Here is a 19458-nt window from a genome sequence, read left to right as displayed (position 1 = left end):
TGCCGCGGGGCGAGCCCGTGCGGCGGCCGGAGCCGGGGCGGCGCGGGCGGCCGCGGGCGGGCCGTACGATTTCCGGCATGGCCGCCTTCTTCGACTCCGCGACCGCGCCTGCCCGCGGACGGACGGGGCGCCCGGTCGGGACGGTGACCCGGGGGACCACCAACACCAACCGGCTGCGCCGGATGGACCGCTGGATCGCCCACACGCTGGGACCGGCACTGCGCTCCGCCGACCGCCCGCCGGTCGCCGTGGACCTCGGGTACGGTGCCGCGCCCTGGACGGCGGTGGAGCTCTCCGGGCGGCTGCGGACGGTGCGGCCGGACGTCCGGGTGGTGGGGATCGAGATCGAGCCGGAGCGGGTCGCCGCCGCGCTGCCGTACGCCGAACCGCCGCTGCTCACCTTCCGGCGCGGCGGCTTCGAGGTGCCGCTGGACGGCGGCGCGCCCGCCCAGCTGATCCGGGCCGCCAACGTGCTGCGGCAGTACGACGAGTCGGCGGTGGCCGGCGTCTGGGACCGGCTCCGGGCCCGGCTGGCGCCGGACGGGCTGCTGGTCGAGGGGACCTGCGACGAGATCGGGCGCCGGCACGTCTGGGTCGCGATCGGACCGGAGGGCCCCCGCACGGTGACCTTCGCGGCCCGGCTGGGCGGCCTCGGACTCCCCTCCGACCTGGCCGAGCGGCTGCCCAAGGCGCTGATCCACCACAACGTGCCGGGCCGGCCGGTGCACGCCTTCCTCGCCGACTTCGACCGCGCCTGGGCGGCCGCCGCGCCGTACGGGGCGTTCGGCGCCCGGCAGCGCTGGGTGGCCGCGTGCACGGCGCTGGGGGGCAGCTGGCCGTTGGTGGACGCGCGCGGGCGGTGGCGGCAGGGCGAGGTCACCGTCCCCTGGGCGACGCTCGCCCCGTAGCGGGCGGCGGCCGGAACGCCCGGACGGCCGGACCTGCCTGCCTGCCTGTCCCTGACCGGACGGCCTGCCGGACCGGCCTCGGGCGTGCGCGGATGAGCGAACCCGGGGATTCACTCGAACGAGTTATCGAATACCTCTGGCGTGTTGACGGCTCGTCACGCCACGATGGGGGCACTCGGCCGGCACCTCGTGTGCCACCCCTCCGACCCGGCGTTTCGCCTCCTCCCAGCCCCTCCGTTCCGCTCCGCCACGCCCCTACGACTCATGCCCGCTCCTCCGGCTCCCGCCCCTCGGCCTCCTCGGCCTCTTGTCCGTGCGACCGGCCCCCGTCGAGCCCCAGCGCCCGCCACTCCCGCTCGAACGCCCGGTACGCCTCCGCCCCGAACAGCACGAACCGCACCTCCTCCAGCTCTCCCACCGACCCCGACCCCGACTCCGCCCCCACCCCCGACCCCGACCTCGCGGCCGCGACGGCGCCGAGGGCGATCCGGGCCGCATCGTCCAGCGGCCACCCGTACACCCCGGCCGACACCGCCGGAAAGGCCACCGTGCGCGCGCCGAGCTCCACCGCCACCCGGAGCGACTCGCGGTAGCACGAGGCCAGCTGCTCGGCCCTCTTGTCGTACTCCTCCGCCAGATGAACCGGCCCCACCGTGTGGACCACCCAGCGGGCCGGCAGCCGTCCCGCCGCGGTCGCCACCGCGCACCCGGTGGGCAGCCCCTTGCCGTACTGCGAGGCCCGAAGCCTTCGGCACTCCTCCAGGATCTGCGGTCCGCCCTTGCGGTGGATCGCACCGTCCACGCCACCGCCTCCCAGCAGGGAGGAGTTGGCAGCGTTCACCACCACGTCCACCTGCTGTTCCGTGATGTCACCCTCGACCAGGGTGATCCGCGTCACCGTCATGTCCGACCTCCACCGTCCGTTCCGGAGCTCGCGGGCGCGTGCTCCGGCTGTCGCTGTCGTTCCCGTCATCCCCGTACCCACCGCACCGCCACCGGCGTGGCAGGAGCCACCACAGCGCCGGGCGGCCGAAGAAATCCCCGGAGTCACGTTATGGTCGCGAGAAGTTCCCCGGCGCAGAGTGCCAGGCGGGCACTGCGGACGGGCTCCGGCCGTTACGCACTCGGGGAAAAGGAGGAGCAGTCGATGCCCGCTACGGGAGACGGGCGGGCACCTGGTGCCGCGGACCTGTGGGGTGCCCTCGACGGCACCCTCACCGACCGCGCCCGCATTCGGCCCGCCGCCACCGAGCAGTCGGCCGGACCGGCCAGGGCGACTCCGCCGATACCCCACCCCCGGTCGGTCACCGCCGGAGCCCCCTCCCGGGGCGCCTCCTCCGCCGTTCCGTCGGCCGCCCCGCTCAAGCTGCTGGTGATCGAGGACGACGCCTCGGACGCCCAGTTGCTCAAGGACGCCGTGGCCGACAGCGGCGCTCCGATCGAGATCCACTGGGCCCGCGGGCTGGAGCAGGCCTCCGAGCTGCTGGCGACCGGCACCTCGGGAGGCCGACGTGGACGGCAGCGCGCCACCGGTTTCAGCTGTGTCCTGCTCGACCTGGCCGCCCCCGCCGACCTGCCGCACCCCTCGGACGCCTCCGACGGTCTGGAAGGTCTGCACGAGCTGCTCCGGCGGGCCCCGCACACCGCCGTCGTGGTGCTCACCGACGCCGCCGGCGCCGAACTCGGTGCCGCCGCGGTGGCCGCCGGGGCACAGGACTTCCTGATCAAGCACGAGACGGACGGTCCGCTGCTGGCCCGCGCCCTGCGGTACGCCGTAGAGCGCAAGCGCGCCGACGAGTCGCAGCGGCGACTGGTCGAGGCCGAGCTGCGCGGCCAGGAGAACGCCCGCCTCCAGCGCCATCTGCTGCCCACTCCCCTGCTGGACGGCGCCGGGTTGTCCTTCACCCGGCGTTACCGCCCCGGCCGCCGCCGCGCCCTGCTCGGCGGCGACTTCTACGACGCCGTCCGCACCGACGACGGCACCGTCCACGTGGTGATCGGCGATGTCTGCGGTCACGGACCGGACGAGGCGGCCCTCGGGGTCGCCCTCCGGATAGCGTGGCGCACCCTGGTCTTCGCCGGCCTCACCGGCGAGGCCCTGCTGACCACCCTCCAGCACGTCCTGGAGCACGAGCGCCGCAGCGACGAGATCTTCGCGACGCTCTGCATGCTGGTCATCGAACCCAACGACGCGACCGGCGAACTCGGCTCACTCGGCGCCGTCGAGCACGCGCAGCTGTACCTCGCCGGGCATCCCGCTCCGCTGCTGCTCGGCACGGACCACAAGCCGGTGACGCTGCCGTCCGACCCGGCCGGCCCCGCGCTCGGTCTGCTGCCGTGCGACGACGGCCTGGCCGTCTGGCCCTCGCACCCGCTCGAACTCCGCCCCGGCTGGCGGCTGCTGCTCTACACCGACGGGCTCATCGAGGGCCGGGTCGGCGCCGGCTCCCGGCGTCTCGGCCAGGACGGGCTGGCCGACCTCGTCGGCGACCACCAGGCCGCCGGGCTGACCAGGGGCCGCCTGATCGACAGCGCGATCGCCGAGGTCGAGGAGCTCAACGGCGGCGCGCTGACGGACGATGTGGCCGTCCTGCTGCTGGAGCGCAACCCGGTGCAGCTGATCCTCGGCTGATGCTCCTCGGCCGAGGCGGCGGGCCCTGCTACCAGGGGCCGCGTCGAGGTGGCACGGGGCACCGGCACAGCAGCGAGCCCCGGTGCGCGCGGATCGGTCCCGCGAGCACCGGGGCTCGTCGCTGAAGTGCCCGGCGTCCTACCAGGGGCCGTAGGGGCCCATGTTGCGCTGGTCGCCCCGGCCACCGCCCCGGTTGGTCAGCTCCCGGATCGCCGGCCGCACGTCGACCATGTAGACGATCGCGGCGACGAGACCCGCCAGGGTCAGGAAGCTGGTCAGGAAGTTCGCCCCGAACAGCAGGTCCAGCCCGAACGCGATGCCCAGGACGGCCAGCCAGAACCCCTTGGTCTTCTTGTCCGTCGCCCGATAGGCGTCCTCCGGGCGGGTGGCCGCGTCGATCAGTGCGAACAACTTGAAGCCCAGAATGGCGACGGCCAGCCACCAGAACGGGTTCAGGTAGTCCAAGCCCAGGATCTGAGCCACTCCGCCCATCGCGGTCTCCTCTGCGTCTCGGCTCCGGCGTGTCGACCGTCGTCCATCCTGGCACGACGGACCGCTCGCCACGGTGTCAACGTCCCGAGGTCACTGGATGTGCCCTGCGGGCAGCCCGGTCCCACCGGAGTGCGGCGGTGCCGGTGCTACTCGGCGGCCTTCTTGGCCCGGGCCTTCTTCGGTGCGGGCTCCTCGGCGGGGGCGACGGCCGGCTCGTCGTCCTCGACCAGCTCGGCCTCGACCAGCTCGGGGCCCTCGGCGGACTGCGCCGCCCCGACCGGCTCGACCGCGTCGGCCGGGCCGCCCCGCTCGACGACGCCCTTGCCGCGCTCGGCCAGCTCGTCGTAGGCCTCCTTGGCCTTCACCGCCAGCTCGACCGCGCGGCCGACCTGCTGGAGGGCGAAGCTCTGCGCCTTCTCCTGGAGCACCTTGAGGTCGGCGGGCAGGGTGGTCACGGTGCCCGCGACCTTCGCCTGCGCCTCGACCAGCCGGGCCTGCGCGTCCTGGAGCCTGGCGGCGGCCTTGTCCTGCGTGCCCTTGCGGTCCGCGGCCAGGGCCTCGACCTTGCCGGGCACCTCGCGCAGCTTCTCGTAGGCGAGGTCGCCCGCGCCGGCGAGTGCGTAGAGCGGGGTCGGGTCGCTCAGGGTCTTCTTGATCTCGTCCGTGATCGGCATGCCGGTCCTCCCGTGGTCTAGGTTGCCGAGCCGACGGCGGTCGGGCCGTCGGCCTCGGGGTCGTGCGGCGCCGCGTCCGTGTCCTTGCGGGCGGCGTTCTCCTTGAGGAAGGCGTCGTAGACCGCGAGCAGCGCCTGCTTCTGCTGCTCGTTGATCAGTGGATCGGCCAGGATCGAGGCCCTCAGCTCCAGGCCCTCACCCCGCCGCTCCTCCAGGATCCCGGCCTGGACGTACAGCGTCTCCGCCGAGATCCGCAGCGCCTTGGCGATCTGCTGCAGGATCTCCGCACTCGGCTTGCGCAACCCTCGCTCGATCTGGCTGAGGTAGGGGTTGGACACGCCGGCGGCCTCGGCGAGTTGCCTCAGCGAGTACTGCGCGTTCCGCCGCTGCTCGCGGATGTACTCGCCCAGCGAGCCGACGTTCAGTGAGGCCATGGGCCCAGCCTGCCGCACCGTGCTTGCAAATGCAAGCACGGTGCTAGCAACAGCAAACGCGTCGGCGCCGGGTGCTGCCGCCCGCGCGCCCGTGGGAACGTCCGGCCCGCCCGGGCCGGCGGGCCGCCTACTCGTCGCCGCCGCTGGACCGCTTGATGCTCCGGCGCCGGTTCCGCCGCGCGATGTGCAGCAGCTCGCCCGCGGCCAGGGTCACCGCCGCCACCGCGCGGACCCATCGGGGCCCGCCCCGATCGGCCCACACGACGCAGACGCACCCGCCGATGGCGAGCGCCAGGATCCCGAGCAACAGAACGATCATGAACCCACCCCTGCGGTCGTTCTTACATCCGTGACATGGAGTCTTCCGGAGTGGCGACGTTCTACGCGTGGCACGACGGGATTGCCGGGCAGCTGAGGTGTTCGACCGGATCGGTGCCGCCGACCGGGTTGCCGTTCGGCGGCACCTGGCCGACGGCCCGGCTTCCTCGAAGCTCCACGCCGGCCGACGGGCCCGACCGGCCGGAGCGACAGCACCGGACCCCTCGGACCGGCGGGCGGAAGTCAGGCCGACCGGGCCCGTCGAGCCGGGGGCGGGGGCCGGCTCCGGACCGCGTGGCAGGGGCGCGCGCCGTCCAGGATTCGCCGATACCGCCGGTGCTCCCCGTGGCGGTCGAGGCCCGCGACCAGGGCCGCCCCGGCCGACCTCGGCGGATCAGACGGCGTCCGCCACCCGGACCGGCATCAGGATGGAGAAGGTGCCGTCGCGGCCGGCCGTGCGGATGGCCAGGGGGGCGATGGGACCGGCGAGTTCGAGGACGAGCTGCTCGGGGCCGGCGGCCGGCAGGGCGTCGAGGAGGAACTCGCGGTTGACGGCCACCCGGACGTCCCCGGGGGCCGGGTCGCCGTCGGCGGCGACGGTGAGGCGCCCGTCCCGGCCGACGGTGAGCACGGTGACCTCGCAGACTCCGCCGTTCGGGCCCGAGGGCAGGCTGCGGGTGGCACCGGACTCGACGGCGTCGCGCAGCTCGGCGGCGGCCAGGTCGATCCGGTGGACCGGGTCCAGCCGGGTCAGCGAACGGTAGTCGGGGAAGTCGTGGTCGAGGGCGGCGCCCTCGATCCGGTGGCCGCCGGTCTCGGCCCGGACCAGGCCGGCGCCGAGGGTCAGTTCGGCCTCCTCGGCCCCGGAGCCCAGCAGCGCGCGGATACCGTCGACCAGGGCGGTCGGAGCGATCGCGGCGACCGGGGCCCAGCCCTCGTCAGGTGCGTCCGGCAGGTCGGGCGCGTCCGGCAGCCGCACCTCGGCGAGCGCCATCCGGTACCGGTCGGTGGCGACCAGCCGCAGCAGTCCACCCTCCAGGTCGAACAACACCCCGGACAGCACCGGGAGTTCGGGGTCCGCGCCGACCGCGAAGCGGACCGCACCGAGGGCCTCGGCCAGTTCGCGCGCGGGGACGGTGACGGTGCGGGCGGCGGGCGTGGCGGTCATGGGGTTCTCCCTCTGGTCGATCAGCGTGCGGATCAGGGAGAGCTCCCGCCGGGCGTCCGCGAGACCGGCCTCCAGCCGGCGCAGGTGTGCGTCGACCACCCGGTGGGCCGCGCCGGAACCGGCTTCCGCACCGAGCACGGCCCGGATGTCGGCCAGCGGCAGGCCCACCCGGCGGAGGCGACAGAGCAGCCGGGCGTCGGCGAGCTGGGCGGGCGCGTACCAGCGGTAGCCGGTCTGCGGGTCGACCCAGGCGGGGGTGAGCACGTCGGCGCCGTCGTAGAAGCGCAGCGCGCTGACGCCGAGGCCGCTGTCGCGGGCCAGTTCACCGATGCTGCGCAGGTCGCTCTCCATGCCCGGGACTCTCCGGCCTCGACCAGGTCGAGGGTCAAGCCGCACGGCCGGACCGGACGTGACGATACCGATCGCCGCCCGCCGGCCACCCCCGGGGCGGCAGGCGCCCGCCACCCCTCGCCGCTCCGCCGTCCGGGTGGTTCCGCGAGCCGCGCGGACCTCATGGTTGAACTTTGAACGAAACCGCCCTATGGTGGAGCCAACAAGTTGAAGCCTAAACAAATGGCTTCTGACCCGAGGAGGAGCCATGGGCCTTTTCAACCGCACCAAGACCACCGCCGCCACCGCCGTCGTCGAGGCCCCGGCCGGACCGGACCTCGCCCACCTCACCGGTGACTGGGCGATCGACACCACCCACAGCGAGGTCGGCTTCTCGGTGCGCCACGCCATGGTCACCAACGTCAAGGGCCGCTTCACCGAGTACGACGGCAAGCTGCACCTGGACGGCGCCCTCCCGCACAACTCCACCGCCGAGCTGGTGATCAAGGTGGCGAGCATCGACACCAACCAGGCCCAGCGCGACGAGCACCTGCGCACCGGCGACTTCTTCGCGGCCGAGGCCCACCCGGAGATCCGCTTCCGCAGCACCTCCGCCGAGCGCCTGCGCGGCGACTCGTACCGGATGACGGGTGACCTCACCATCAAGGGCACCACCCGGTCGATCGTCCTGGACCTCGACTACACGGGCAGCGCCACCGACGCCTACGGCGCCGAGCGGGTCGGCTTCGAGGGGACGGCCGTGCTGGACCGCACCGACTGGGGCCTCAGCTACAACGCCGCGCTGGAGACCGGCGGCGTGCTGATCGGCGAGAAGGTCAAGCTCAGCTTCGACATCTCCGCCGTCAAGGCGGCCTGACCCGGCCGACCGCTGTCACGGCCCCGCGTTCGACCCGCGCCCCTGCCGACCCCCGAACGGCAGGGGCGGGTTCATGCCGCGAACCGTGCCCGCCCCGGGCCTCCCCGCCCCACGGCTACGGACGCCTACGCCGCGAGCAGCGCGGCGTCCGCCTCCGCCAGCCAGCTGCCGGCCGGGCGGCTCAGCCAGCCCTCGCGCGCCCCGAGTTCGGCGGCCGCCGCCTCCAGCGCGGACAGGCCCGGGTGCCGCAGGTCCGGTCGGCGCACCAGGCTCACCAGCGTCAACGGCACCGGATCGACCAGTGGCACGTTCACCACACCGGGGATCAGCGGGCCCCCGACGGTGGTCAGCATCGGGTCGCCGTGCCGGGTGAGGTAGCGGGCGGTCTCGTCCACCCCGACCGGCGGCGCGTACGGCGCGGCGGGCGTGAGGCCGTGGTCGCGCAGCAGGCAGGTCCCCAGGTCGGCCCACTCGGTGGTGGCCGGATTGCCCGCGCAGACGTCCACCGGGTGCCCGACGAGGTCCGCGAGCCGCAGCGCGGGCCGGTCGGCGAGCGGGTGGCCGACCGCCATCATCACCGAGACCCGCTCCAGCCGGACCGGTGTCTGGGCCAGGTGAGCACGCAGGCCGGCCGGCAGACCGGCGAAGCGCCCGAACGCCGCATCCAGCCGGTGCGCCGCCAACTCCTCGGCGGCCGCAGCGAGTCCGCCGAGGAAGCGGGCCAGGATCTCGCCCTCCGGCCAGGCGGCCCGGGCCCGTTCGAGCACCCGGTCGGTGGTCAGGTCCGGCCCGGAGACGTCGCTGTTGAGGTCGAGCAGCAGTGGGCGCCGCTCGGCACCGTTGACGATCTCGTCGTGCAGGGCCAGCAGCCGGCGGGCCTGCGGCAGCAACCGTCGCCCGGCCGGGGTGAGGTCGACGCTGCGGGTGGTGCGGGTGAAGAGCGCGTCGCCGAGCAGCTTCTCCAGCGTGCGGACGTCGCGGCTGAGCGCCTGCTGGGCGACGTGCAGCCGCTGGGCGGCCCGGCCGAAGTGCAGCGTCTCGGCCGTGGCGACGAAGCCGCGGAGCAGCCGGGGGTGCAGGTCATGGGGCATGGCGGCAGATTAACAACAGCCTGATGTGAGTACGGCGAAACAGGTGTTGGACCGGAAGCGGACGGCTGTTCGAGGCTGGAGCCCTCCCCCACCCTCCACGAGGAGTTCCATGCCCGCCTCCTACCGCCGGCTGTTCGCGCTGCCCGGTACCGCCGCCTTCACCCTGGCCGGGCTGCTCGGCCGGCTCACGATGTCGATGACCGGCGTCGCCCTGGTGGTGCTGCTCTCGGAGCGGCGCGGCTCGTACGCGCTGGCGGGCACCGTCGCGGCGGTCGGCCTGGCCACCGGAGCGATCGGCATGCCGCTGCTCGGCCGGCTGGTCGACCGGTACGGGCAGGCCCGCGTCACCGTCCCGGCCACTCTGTACAACGCCGTCCCGCTCGTCGGCCTGCTGCTCTGCGTCCGGTTCGACGCGCCGGACTGGACGCTGTTCTTCTGCTGGGCGGCCTGCGCGGCGGCACCGAACCTGGGCGGCATGGCGCGGGCCCGCTGGGCACACCTGTACCGGGACGACGCGGCGGCCCGGCACCTGGCCAACTCCTTCGAGCAGTCGTTGGACGAGCTCTGCTTCATGGCCGGTCCGGTGCTCGCGATGGTGCTCTGCACCACCGTGGCACCGGAGGCCGGTCTGCTCGCTGCCGGGGTCTTCGGCAGCGCCGGCGCCCTGCTGTTCGCCGCCCAGCGCCGGACCGAACCCCCGCTCGCGGACCGGCGCCCCGGCTCGACGCCCGACCGGTCCGGACTCCGCCCCGAGTGCTCGGACCCCGCCGATCGCCCGCACCGGCACGGCTCTCCGCTCCGGACCCCCGGGCTGCGGGTGCTGCTGCTGACCTTCCTCGCCACCGGCGTGGTCTTCGGCTCGATGGAGCTCACCACCGTGGCGTACGCCGACGCGCTCGGTCACAAGCCGCTGGCGGGCGGGCTGTTGGCGCTGGTGGCGGGCGGTTCCTGTGTGGCCGGACTGGTCTTCGGCCTGCTCCGGCCCCGCCGGGCGGCGGGCGTCCGCTTCCTGTTCGGCGTCACGGCGATGGCCGTACTGCTGCTCCTGCCGCTGGCCGCCGGGCTCGGTGGGGCCGGGCTCGTCCTGCTCGGCGCGGCGCTGTTCGTGGCCGGGACGGGCACCGCCCCGACCATGGTCACCGGTATGACGCTCGTCCAGGAGCTCCTGCCGGAGCGGCAGTTGAACGAGGGCATGGCGGTGGCGGTGTCCGGCATCGTGGTCGGCATCTCGGCCGGGGCGGCGCTCGCCGGCGCGGTCGCCGAGCACACCGCCCCCGGCACCGGCTACTGGCTGCCGGCCGGCGCCGCCTCGCTCGCCCTGCTGATCGCCTTGGCCGGCCGCCGCCACCTGCGGACGCCGGCCGCTCCCCCGGCGCCCCGGGGTTCCGGACGGGTTGTCGGTGCCGCGCACTAGCGTGCTCGACATGGAACCGGCGACCGTCCGATACGTCCGTGGCGATGCCACCGCGCCCCAGGGCAAGGGCGTGAAGGTGATCGCCCATGTCTGCAACGACCTCGGCGGCTGGGGGAAGGGCTTCGTCCTGGCGCTCTCACGGCGCTGGCCGGAGCCGGAGGCGGCGTTCCGCCGCTGGCACCGGGAGCGCGCGAAGAACGACTTCGGCCTGGGCGCGGTGCAGGTGGTCCAGGTCGAGCCGTACATCCGGGTGGCCAACATGGTCGGCCAGCGCGGCATCCGGACGGGCCGGTCGACGGGCCCACCGGTGCGGTACGGGGCGATCGACTCCGCGCTGGCGGCACTGGCCGGACACGCACTCGCGCTCGGGGCCTCCGTCCACATGCCCCGGATCGGCTGCGGCCTGGCGGGCGGGCGCTGGGAGCTGGTCGAGCCGCTGGTGACGGCCCGCCTGGTGGATCGGGGGGTGCCGGTGACGGTCTACGACCATGACTAGCCGACCACCACCGGTTCGCTACCTCCGCGATCCGACCGTCAGTGTGGTGGCGGGCCAGGTGTACTCGTACTCGGGCAGCACGTATCCGCCCGGGAAGACGCCCTCCTGCTCCGCCGTCCGGTGACCGCCCTCGCGCTCGTAGAAGGCGACCGCCCGGGTGTTGTCGCGCAGCACCTCCAGGTAGAGATCGGCTCCGGGGTGGCACTCGGCGACGTGCCGGCGCACGGCGTCGAGCAGCGCGCGGCCGATGCCGCCACCGGTGCGGTCGGGCCGGACGTGCAGGTTGTCGATCAGCACCCGGCCGTCGGGCTGCGGCACCGCGTAGGCGAACCCGACGGTGCTCCCCGCCTGCTCGGCGATCAGCAGCTCCGGGGTGTTGGCCGGTTCGCCGTAGTCCACGGCCAGCCGCAGGGCCCACACCTCGTGCCGCTCGGCGGTCAGCCCGTCGCCCAGCGCCCGCGCCGGGACGATGCCGGTGTAGGCGGTCCGCCAGCTGAGGGCGTGCAGCTCGGCGACGGCCCCGCTGTCGTCCGCGGTGCCGCGGCGGATGGTGATGTCCATGGGACGAGCGTCCCACACGGCCGGACTTGATCATGATCGGACTTTGCGCCTACAGTCTCCCCATGCTTTTGAACGCGTTCGAAATGCATGGGGCGGGGCGTCGGTACCGGATGTGGAGGGGCCATCCGGTACCGCACGCACCGACACCGGCCGTCGAGGGGCGATCCGGCTAGGCTCGGGGCCGTGGACGACCTGGCAGCGACGAACGGTACGAACAAGAAGAGCGGCACGAACGGCACGGACGGCCCCGAGGTCGCGCCCGGCACGCCGTCGACCCCGGCGGCACCACCCGCCGAGGTGCACGGCAGTCGCGCGCAGCCGAAGACCGACAAGAGCGAGGCGACCAGGGCCCTGATCCTGGAGACCGCGATGCGGCTCTTCCAGGAACGGGGCTACGAGAAGACCACCATGCGCGCCATCGCCTCCGAGGCCGGTGTCTCGGTCGGCAACGCGTATTACTACTTCTCGGCGAAGGAATTCCTGATCCAGGGGTTCTACGACCGGATGACGTACGACCATGCGGCGGACGCCAGGAATCGCATGGCCAAGACGCGGGATTTCTCCGAGCGACTGGAGATCGCGCTGACCTCCTGGCTCGACACGGCCGCGCCGTACCACGAGTTCGCGGCGCAGTTCTTCCGGACGGCGGCGGACCCGAACAGCGCGCTGAGCCCGTTCTCCAACGAATCGCATCCGGCCCGGGCCACGGCTGTGGAGCTGTTCCGCGATGTGCTGCAGGGCTCCGACCTGGCACCGAAGCTGGACGCCGAGCTGGTCGAGCTGCTACCCGACGTGCTCTGGCTGCACCTCATGGTCGTCGTCCTCTACTGGGTCTTCGACCGGACCGAGGACACCGAGCGGACCCGGGAGTTCGTCCGGCGCTCGACCCCCATGGCGGCCCGGGTGATCAACCTCTCGCGCTATCGGGTGTTCCGGCCGATCGTCCGCGACGCCAAGGGCCTCATTCAGGACTTCATCCTGCCCACCATCGGAAAGAACGCCGTCAAATAGGGCCCACCTCCGCCCTGGAACACATGCGACGGCCGGGCGCTCCCGATATCGGGAACACCCGGCCGTGAACACCCGGCAGTTAAAACGCAGCCGGGCGGATGCGTGGGCTCACCCGCGCGACTCAGAAGTTGTCCGGGTTCCAGGCGAGCAGGGGCGTGCGCAGCAGCAGGTCGGTGGCGGCGGCCGCGCCCGGGCGCAGTTCGGTGACCAGGCCCGCCGCGGCCAGTCGGGGGGCGGTCTCGCCACCCAGGTACAGCGAGCCGAGCGCGGAGACGCCCAGCGCCAGGTCGGCCTCGTCGTCGGTGCGGGTGCAGCGGCCGCTGCCGTCGGCGGCGACCTCGACGGCCCACCGGCCGGCCGCGTAGCCGTCCCGGTCCTCGACCTCCAGGACGGCCCGGCCGGGCGCGCCGTACGTCCGGGCGTTGAAGGCCGCCTCGACGTCGAGCACCCGGAGCCACATGAAGTCGGCGTTCTCCGCGTAGGGCGTGGCGGCGCGCGGGTCGGCCAGCAGCAGCGGCAGCGGGTCGTCCGGTCCGATGTTCTCCACCACGACCTTGCGCACCCAGTCGACGGAGAGGACGAACCGCCACAGCTCGGCGGCGGTGCCCCGGTCCAGTGCGAGGAAGTCGACGACGGTGAGGGTGCAGTTCGGGTAGCTGCCGTCCCAGGTGTCGTCGACCCGGTAGACGACCAGGCCGGTGGCGGTGCCCTCGGCGTCGCGGTGGACGGCGGCGAAGGGCTCCTTCCACTCGAAGCCCGGTACCTGGACGTCCCCGGTCTGGCGCCTCCACCAGAGCTCGTTGCGGGCGATCGCACCGGGCTGGGTGCGCCGCCAGCGGTCGTGCAGCTCGGAGCCGACCTTGCGCAGCTCCTCCATGCGGACGAGATCGATCCGCCCACCGGGCACGGTCGGCAGGCCCTCGCGCAGACCCCGGGCCCGCAGCAGGTCGATGTTCCAGCCGTGGCCGCGGGTGGCCGGGCCGAAGCCGTAGCGCCCGTAGATGTTGTACTCGGCGGCGACCAGGATGGCGACGGCCGAACCGCGTTCCCGGGCGGCCGCCAGATCGTCCGTCATCATCCGGCGGAGCAGGCCGCGCCGGCGGTGGGTGGCGGTCACGGTGACGGAGGTGATGGCGTCCGCCTCGACGACCGCTCCGCCGGGGACGGTCAGCTCGACGTCGAAGCTGCGGAAGGTGGCGACGTAGCGGCCGGCGTCCAGGGCCCCGAGCACCCGGCCGGGCTTCCACTGCTGGCGACGGAAGTCCGCCGCGCTGTCCACGTGTGAACGGAGGAACCCGAGGGCGAGCGCCCGGTCCCAGCCCTCGATCTCGTCCTTGGCGATCGCACGGATCTCGACGCCGCCGATGCCGTCTGTCTGCTGGGGGCTGCCCGGATCGCGGGTACCGCCGTCCACATCGTTGCCCATGACGTCACGGTACGACCGCCCTCCGGCGACGGCACCTCATTTTCGGCCGCCCCGAAATCGGCCGCGCGGGCCGGTGCACGGCCGGGCCCCGCGCTGTCGGCCCACCCTTTCGCGCCGGTGCGTCAGGCAGCACCCCCCGGCACCACCAGGCCGGACTCGTACGCGATCACCACCGCATGGGTCCGGTTCTGTGCGCCGAGCTTGGTCAGCACGTTTCCGACGTGCGTCTTGACCGTCTCCTGGCTCACCGTGAGCGAGTCCGCGATCTCCGGATTGGACAGACCGGTGGCCATCAACCGCAGCACCTCCTCCTCCCGCCCGGTCAGCGCCGCCCTCGGCAACGCCTCGGCGGAACCCAGCGGCCGGGCGGCGACCATCCGGCGCAGGGCCGCCGGGAAGAGGATCGCCTCGCCCGCCGCCACCACCCGCACCGCCTCGGCGATCTGCCGGACCGGGAGCCGCTTGAGCACGAACCCGCTGGCCCCCACGCTCAGCGCGGCGGTGACGTAGCCGTCGTTCTCGAAGGTGGTGATGACCACGACCTTCGGCGCATCCGCCGGTTCGGCCAGCAGCTGCCTGGTCGCCTCGATACCGTTACGACGCGGCATCCGCACGTCCATCAGGACCACGTCCGGCCGCAGCAGCCGCGCCTGCTCGACCGCCTCCACGCCGTCGGCGGCCTCCCCGACCACGACGATGCCCGGCTGCACCGCGAGCAACATGCGCAGACCGCTGCGCGTCACCTCGTCGTCGTCCGCGATCAGCAGGGTGACGGGGGTGACGGTGGGGCCGGCGGCGGCCCGGCTCGTGGTGGCGGCGCCGGTGCCGTCACCGGTCGCGCCCGCCGGGCTCGCCTCCGGGCCGGTCGCGGCGGCCTCAGCCGGCCCGGAGCCGGTCGTGCCGATCATGCGGACAACCGTACCGGTAGCCGGACGTCCAACCGCCAGTGCTGCGGCCCGCTCGGTCCGGCCTCGATCTCACCGTGCAGCAACCGCACGCGCTCGGCCAGCCCGGGCAGGCCGTGACCGGACGTGGGGAAGGCGCCCTGGCCCTTACCGGCTGCCGCCGTCCTGACCGGATTGACCACGCTGAGCGACAGTCCGTCCGGCGCGGCCGCCACCCGGACCTCGATCGGACCGCCCGCCCCGTGACGCAACGCGTTCGTCAGACCCTCCTGGAGGATCCGGTACGCCGCCCGGGAGAGCGTCCCCTGGACCTGTGCCGGCTCGCCCGACAGCTCCGACACCACCACCGCGCCCGCATGCCGCAAGCGGTCCAGCAGCTCCGGAAGGTCGGCCAAGGTCCTGGTCGGGGCCGTCCCCGCCTTCTCCTCGCGCAGCACGCCCAGCACGTAGTCCAAGTCCTCCAACGCGGCCCGGGTCGACTCCTCGATGCTGCGCAGGGCGGCCCGTGCGGCCACCGGATCGGCGGCGAGCACCTCGCCCGCCACCGCCGCCTGGATCGTGGCGGACGTCAGCGTGTGACCGATCGAGTCGTGCAACTCGTGTGCCAACCGGTTGCGTTCGGCCAGCCGCAGCTCACGCTCGGCCGCCAGCGCGAGACGCTCGGCCGCCGACGGGCCCAACAGCCTTGGTGCGAGCCACCGCAGGACGCCCGTCACGACGAGGCAGCCGGCCGCTGCCAGCAGCAGGCAGACCAGCGCCACCCCCCAGCTCGCCCAACCCGTCCCCGGCCGCATCGACCGGCCGAACAGGCTCAGCCCCGCGTCGGCCCCGGTCCAGCCCCCCGGCAGGGTCAGACCGGCCATGAAGAGGGCGCCGCTCACCAGCACTCCCGTCCACCCCAGTGCCGCGTGCAGCAGCAGCCAGGCCGGGGTCCGCCAACGGCCGGCCCCGGACGGGCCAGTGACGGACTGCGTGCTGACGGCCGACCCGGTCACGGCCTGCACGCTGACGGACGGCGCTCCGGGAAGAGTGTCGTGCGAAAGGGAGGGGACGGGGCGGCGGGCGGTCACGAGATCCGGCAGCGGTACCCGCAGCAGACGGCGGGCGCACGAGATCAGCACCTGCCGCGTAGGGCGCGCGAGCCCGACCGCGGCGATCATTGCCGCCCAGGCCGACAGCGTCATGGCGACCTGGGCCCCGTAGGGAGCGGTCCGCCAGGCTGCCGCCGGCAGCATCGCGAGAGGAACCAGCGGAAGGCTTGCCAGCGCGCCGCCGAACGCGAACAGCGCGCCCGAGAATGTGAAGCCGCGCAACAGCGGCGGGAGTCCCTTAACCATGATCGAGCCAGTATTGCCGGAACGTCCGCCGTCGACCTCCCCCGATCGGGGGATCGATATATCCCGCCTTTCAGCGATGTGCACCCCGCCCCCCGGAACTCACAATCATGCCCTGACCAATCGACGGGACGGGAGTACGGCTGATGAATGCCCAAGGACGGACGACGGCGCCGGAAGTACCGAGCCGGCCGGCACCGCCCCGCACCGGGGCGGGCCTTCACGGCCCGACCCCCCGTCAGGGCCCGCAGCCTCCGACGGCGAGCAACGGCGCCGCGGTGGCCGCCTGGGTGGTGGGCATCACCGCCCTGGTCACCTCGATCGTCCTCATCGGCGGCCCGCTCGGCGTCATCGGCCTGGTCCTGGGCCTCCTCGCGCTGAGGACGGCCAAGCGCACCGGAGTCGGCCGGGCCGGCGCCATCACCGGTGTGGTGGCGTCGTGCGTGGCGATCGTGCTGTCCGCCCTGATGGCCGTCTTCTTCGTCTGGTACGCCGACAACACCCAGGAGTGCTATCAGCCCGACAGCTTCCGGCAGTACACGGAATGCGTCCACCACCAGCTGACCGGAGGGTGACCAGTGCCGCGCGAAATGAAGTGGCACCTCTCCCCGGGGCCGTATCCGCTACGGGCGGGCGTAGAAGTCCGGGGTGCCCATGATCCAGAGGCTGGCCTGTTTGACGGGCATGCCCTGGCGGGGGGCCTCGATCATCTGGTCGTCGCCGATGTAGAGGCCGACGTGGTGGATGTCGGCGGCCCGGCCGGTGTCGGTCCAGAAGACCAGGTCGCCGGGGCGGAGCTGGCGGTAGCCGATCGGGGTGCTCTGCGCGTACTGGTCGGCGGCGAAGTGGTTCAGCTGCTTGCCGCCCTGGCGCCAGGCCATCATGGTCAGCCCCGAGCAGTCGTAGCCGCCGGGGCCCTCGCCGCCCCAGACGTAGGGGAGACCGATCTTGGAACGGGCGAAGGCCACGGCGGCGGCCGCGCCCTCGGCCGACCACGGGCGGGCAGCCGGGGGCGAGCTCGGAGCCGGCGCCATCGCGGTGCCCGCCGCCTCGGCTGCCGTCTTCTCCGCCGCGGCCTTCTCCGCTGCCGCCTGTTCAGCCGCCGCCTTCTCGGCAGCGGCCTTCTCGGTGGCCGCCCGGGCCGCGGCCTCGGCCTCACGGGCGGCGATCGCCTCCAGCGCCTCGCGCCGCTGCCGCTCCAGTTCGACGGTGGTGTGGCGGGCGGCGGCAAGATCGGCGAGCAGTTGTTCGCGGCGCAGGCCGACCGCCGTGACCTGTGCCTGCTGCGCGGCCAGCCGCGCCTCGGCCCGGCCCCGCGCCGCACCGACCTCGGCGGCGGCCTTCTCGGCGGCCTCGGCGGCGGTGCGGGCGGTGGCCGAGGCGCGGGCCGCGGCGGCTGCCGTGGAGGTGGCCGCGTCCAGGATCTGCCGGGTGCGGTCGCTGGCGACGCCGACCACCGCCGCCTGGTCGCCGGCCTCGCGCGGCCCATGGGCGCCGATGAGGGCGTTGACGGCGGAGAGCTCGGCGCTGGTGCCCTGACGGTACGTTTCGGCGGCCAGCCGGGCGGCGTCCTCGGCGGCCTCGGTCCGCGCCGCCTCGGCGGTGGCGGCCCGTCCGACGGCGGCGGACTCCTCGGTGCGAGCGCGGGCGAGTGCGACCTGCGCGCCGTTGTAGGCCTCGACGGCCTGCTCGGCGGTGCGGGCGGCCCGGTCCAGTTCGGCGGTCGCCGCGGTGAGCCCGGCTTCGATGGTGGAGACCGAGGCGGCCCGGCGGTCGGCCTCGACCCGGGAGCGGTCGACCTCCTCGGCGGAGGGGTAGGCCCCGTCGGCCGGCGCCCCCGCTGCAGAACCGGACTCGGAACCGGCCCCGGACACGGAACCGGCCCCGGCCCCGGCCCCGGACGCCGCATCATCGACCGCGTCCGCCGGGACTGCCGCGGCGGCGGGAAGCAGCCCGAGCAGAGCGGTGAAGGACAACAGGAGGGTCGGCAGGAGCCTGCGCACCACGGGACATCCCTTCTCAGGTGTCGGACGTGGGCCTTCGGAGAGCCCCAGGCGGACCTGGTCACCCCGACCACCCAGCGAATCTGGCGAAATACCCCATCACGTGACAAGTCAGTCACTCGGCGCCATATTCTCAAGCCGGACGGCCTTCACACCCCAAGCCCGCACCGCCGGCCGGGTGACCCATCAGATGATCTGACCGGGAATCACCATCAGCCAGGGGCTCAGGGTATACGAACTACCGATGGATCCGAGGGGTGTGCGGCCTCAGTCGGGGGTGTCGGTCGGGCCGGGGCTCCAGACCGGTCGGACGCACCGCGTAGGTGCGGTTACGGCCCGCCCGGACGGTGCGGCGGCGTTGCTGCGCGAGCGGCCGGGGGCCGGGCTCGGGCCCGATGGGAGCGGGCCCGCCGGGGCCGGGGCGCTGCCTGCCCCCCGGCCCCGGTGTCGCCGCCGAGCGGCGATCGGCCAGCCGGGCGGAACGCCGGGCCAGCGCGCGGGCGGCGTGCGCGTCCAGGTGGGCGGAGGCCCGGGCGGCCATCCGCTCGGCGACCCGGTGAGCGGCGGGGTGGCCGGCCGGCACCTTGTCGGGGGCGCCCGCGATCAGGTCGAAAAGCCAGGTACGGGCGATGTCCGCACGCCGGTGCAGTCGTCGCTCACGCCGGAGCGCGCGGGCCCGGCGCCGCGGACGGGTCGCGTAGCGCCAGCGCGCCCACGGGCTGCTCGGGCGGGCCAGCCGGATGGCACCGATCCAGGACAGGCCGGGCACCAGGATGCCGAGCAGTCCGGTCCACATCTTGCCCTTGAGCAGGGTGATGACCGAGACCAGGGCGTTCACCGAGATCACCGTGACCAGTCCCCACCTGGTCTCCTGACTGGGTACCACGCCGAGCGGCACGTACCCGACGAGCAGCAGTGAGGTGCAGAGGATGCCGAAGATCACCGCGTCCACCGACTTGCGGCCCTGCTCGCTCCAGTAGACGTCGTCCAGGTGCAGGATCAGCGCGAACTCGTCCAGCACCAGGCCGCAGCCGATGCCGAAGAGCAGCCCGAACACATCGATCCACGGGTGGCCGCCGTAGGTCGCGAACACCCCGATGCCGCCGGTCAGCAGGAAGCCGAGACCGAAGACCATGTGGTGGATGTGCAGGCCGCCGGGGGTCACATTGCCGGGCCACCAGCGGACCTTGGCCCGGATCATCCGGACGCTGAACCGGATCAGAACGAAGGAGGTGATGAATCCGACCAACAGCAGGAACAGCGGTTGCTTGTGCGCGGCGACGATGTGCTCGCGGTAGCCGTCCAGCAGTGTGGTCATGCGTCTTACCTTCGTTCCTGGTCCTGCGTACGTCCTGCCACGACATGACCCGGGGGCCAACACCGG

20 protein-coding genes are annotated in these 19458 nt (G+C 73.7%); 7 read left to right on the top strand and 13 right to left on the bottom strand.

Features of this window, described 5'->3' with window-relative positions; genetic code table 11:
* The first annotated feature begins 77 nt into the window (after positions 1-77).
* Positions 78-908, top strand: a complete 831-nt coding sequence (locus ACZ4UX_RS02405) for a methyltransferase domain-containing protein (RefSeq protein WP_465705067.1) — start codon at positions 78-80, stop codon at positions 906-908.
* Between the two features lie 262 nt (positions 909-1170).
* Here the strand turns inward: ACZ4UX_RS02405 and ACZ4UX_RS02400 are convergent, their stop codons facing one another.
* The gene (locus tag ACZ4UX_RS02400) at positions 1171-1812 is read right to left on the bottom strand and encodes an O-acetyl-ADP-ribose deacetylase (protein ID WP_465705065.1); all 642 of its coding nucleotides are present in this window, start codon (positions 1810-1812) and stop codon (positions 1171-1173) included.
* 243 nt (positions 1813-2055) lie between these two features.
* Here ACZ4UX_RS02400 and ACZ4UX_RS02395 point away from each other — a divergent pair, with 243 nt between their 5' ends.
* A complete protein-coding gene (locus ACZ4UX_RS02395; RefSeq protein WP_465705063.1) occupies positions 2056-3540 on the top strand; it encodes a PP2C family protein-serine/threonine phosphatase in 1485 nt (494 codons plus the stop codon).
* Between the two features lie 138 nt (positions 3541-3678).
* On the opposite strand, the gene ACZ4UX_RS02390 is transcribed toward ACZ4UX_RS02395, so the two are convergent.
* The 5 genes from ACZ4UX_RS02390 to ACZ4UX_RS02370 form a co-directional block, all read right to left on the bottom strand.
* Positions 3679-4032, bottom strand: coding sequence for a DUF2516 family protein (locus ACZ4UX_RS02390; protein WP_359805215.1), 354 nt, complete (start codon positions 4030-4032; stop codon positions 3679-3681).
* A gap of 146 nt (positions 4033-4178) precedes the next feature.
* The gene (locus ACZ4UX_RS02385) at positions 4179-4706 is read right to left on the bottom strand and encodes a hypothetical protein (RefSeq protein ID WP_359805216.1); all 528 of its coding nucleotides are present in this window, start codon (positions 4704-4706) and stop codon (positions 4179-4181) included.
* A gap of 17 nt (positions 4707-4723) precedes the next feature.
* Positions 4724-5140: a helix-turn-helix domain-containing protein gene (locus tag ACZ4UX_RS02380; RefSeq protein ID WP_329488401.1), complete on the bottom strand. Its 417-nt coding sequence runs from the start codon at positions 5138-5140 to the stop codon at positions 4724-4726.
* A 127-nt stretch (positions 5141-5267) separates the two neighbouring features.
* Positions 5268-5459, bottom strand: a complete 192-nt coding sequence (locus ACZ4UX_RS02375) for a hypothetical protein (protein WP_329488403.1) — start codon at positions 5457-5459, stop codon at positions 5268-5270.
* Between the two features lie 393 nt (positions 5460-5852).
* Positions 5853-6977: a DNA polymerase III subunit beta family protein gene (locus ACZ4UX_RS02370; protein ID WP_465705061.1), complete on the bottom strand. Its 1125-nt coding sequence runs from the start codon at positions 6975-6977 to the stop codon at positions 5853-5855.
* A 247-nt stretch (positions 6978-7224) separates the two neighbouring features.
* On the opposite strand from ACZ4UX_RS02370, the gene ACZ4UX_RS02365 reads away from it, so the two are divergent.
* Positions 7225-7833, top strand: a complete 609-nt coding sequence (locus tag ACZ4UX_RS02365) for a YceI family protein (RefSeq protein WP_465705059.1) — start codon at positions 7225-7227, stop codon at positions 7831-7833.
* 125 nt (positions 7834-7958) lie between these two features.
* Here the strand turns inward: ACZ4UX_RS02365 and ACZ4UX_RS02360 are convergent, their stop codons facing one another.
* A complete protein-coding gene (locus ACZ4UX_RS02360) occupies positions 7959-8924 on the bottom strand; it encodes a LysR family transcriptional regulator (protein ID WP_465705057.1) in 966 nt (321 codons plus the stop codon).
* A gap of 109 nt (positions 8925-9033) precedes the next feature.
* On the opposite strand from ACZ4UX_RS02360, the gene ACZ4UX_RS02355 reads away from it, so the two are divergent.
* Both ACZ4UX_RS02355 and ACZ4UX_RS02350 read left to right on the top strand, forming a co-directional pair.
* Positions 9034-10338, top strand: a complete 1305-nt coding sequence (locus tag ACZ4UX_RS02355; RefSeq protein ID WP_465705055.1) for an MFS transporter — start codon at positions 9034-9036, stop codon at positions 10336-10338.
* Positions 10339-10348: 10 nt separating this feature from the next.
* Complete coding sequence (locus ACZ4UX_RS02350) at positions 10349-10834, top strand: macro domain-containing protein (RefSeq protein WP_465705053.1); 486 nt, start codon at positions 10349-10351, stop codon at positions 10832-10834.
* An 18-nt stretch (positions 10835-10852) separates the two neighbouring features.
* On the opposite strand, the gene ACZ4UX_RS02345 is transcribed toward ACZ4UX_RS02350, so the two are convergent.
* Positions 10853-11395 (bottom strand): GNAT family N-acetyltransferase, encoded by a 543-nt coding sequence (locus tag ACZ4UX_RS02345; RefSeq protein WP_465705051.1) that lies wholly within the window; start codon positions 11393-11395, stop codon positions 10853-10855.
* Between the two features lie 183 nt (positions 11396-11578).
* On the opposite strand from ACZ4UX_RS02345, the gene ACZ4UX_RS02340 reads away from it, so the two are divergent.
* Positions 11579-12406, top strand: coding sequence for a TetR/AcrR family transcriptional regulator (locus ACZ4UX_RS02340; RefSeq protein ID WP_359805235.1), 828 nt, complete (start codon positions 11579-11581; stop codon positions 12404-12406).
* A gap of 121 nt (positions 12407-12527) precedes the next feature.
* Here the strand turns inward: ACZ4UX_RS02340 and ACZ4UX_RS02335 are convergent, their stop codons facing one another.
* From ACZ4UX_RS02335 to ACZ4UX_RS02325, 3 genes are all read right to left on the bottom strand, one after another.
* Positions 12528-13832, bottom strand: coding sequence for a GNAT family N-acetyltransferase (locus ACZ4UX_RS02335; RefSeq protein ID WP_465705049.1), 1305 nt, complete (start codon positions 13830-13832; stop codon positions 12528-12530).
* 122 nt (positions 13833-13954) lie between these two features.
* Positions 13955-14740 (bottom strand): response regulator, encoded by a 786-nt coding sequence (locus ACZ4UX_RS02330; RefSeq protein ID WP_465705047.1) that lies wholly within the window; start codon positions 14738-14740, stop codon positions 13955-13957.
* Entirely contained in the window at positions 14737-16074 is a 1338-nt protein-coding gene (locus tag ACZ4UX_RS02325; RefSeq protein ID WP_465705045.1) for a sensor histidine kinase, read from the bottom strand. Before ACZ4UX_RS02325 ends, ACZ4UX_RS02330 begins: the two co-directional genes overlap by 4 nt.
* 275 nt (positions 16075-16349) lie before the next feature.
* Here ACZ4UX_RS02325 and ACZ4UX_RS02320 point away from each other — a divergent pair, with 275 nt between their 5' ends.
* A complete protein-coding gene (locus ACZ4UX_RS02320) occupies positions 16350-16646 on the top strand; it encodes a DUF4190 domain-containing protein (protein WP_465705043.1) in 297 nt (98 codons plus the stop codon).
* Between the two features lie 48 nt (positions 16647-16694).
* Here the strand turns inward: ACZ4UX_RS02320 and ACZ4UX_RS02315 are convergent, their stop codons facing one another.
* Positions 16695-18077: a C40 family peptidase gene (locus ACZ4UX_RS02315; RefSeq protein WP_465705041.1), complete on the bottom strand. Its 1383-nt coding sequence runs from the start codon at positions 18075-18077 to the stop codon at positions 16695-16697.
* Positions 18078-18312: 235 nt separating this feature from the next.
* A complete protein-coding gene (locus tag ACZ4UX_RS02310) occupies positions 18313-19392 on the bottom strand; it encodes a hypothetical protein (RefSeq protein WP_352286061.1) in 1080 nt (359 codons plus the stop codon).
* Positions 19393-19458 lie beyond the last annotated feature (66 nt).

The sequence above is a fragment of the Kitasatospora sp. NPDC028961 genome, assembly GCF_055564815.1.
Note: the sequence above shows the minus strand (reverse complement) of the source record. Positions and strands in the feature narration are given on the sequence as shown.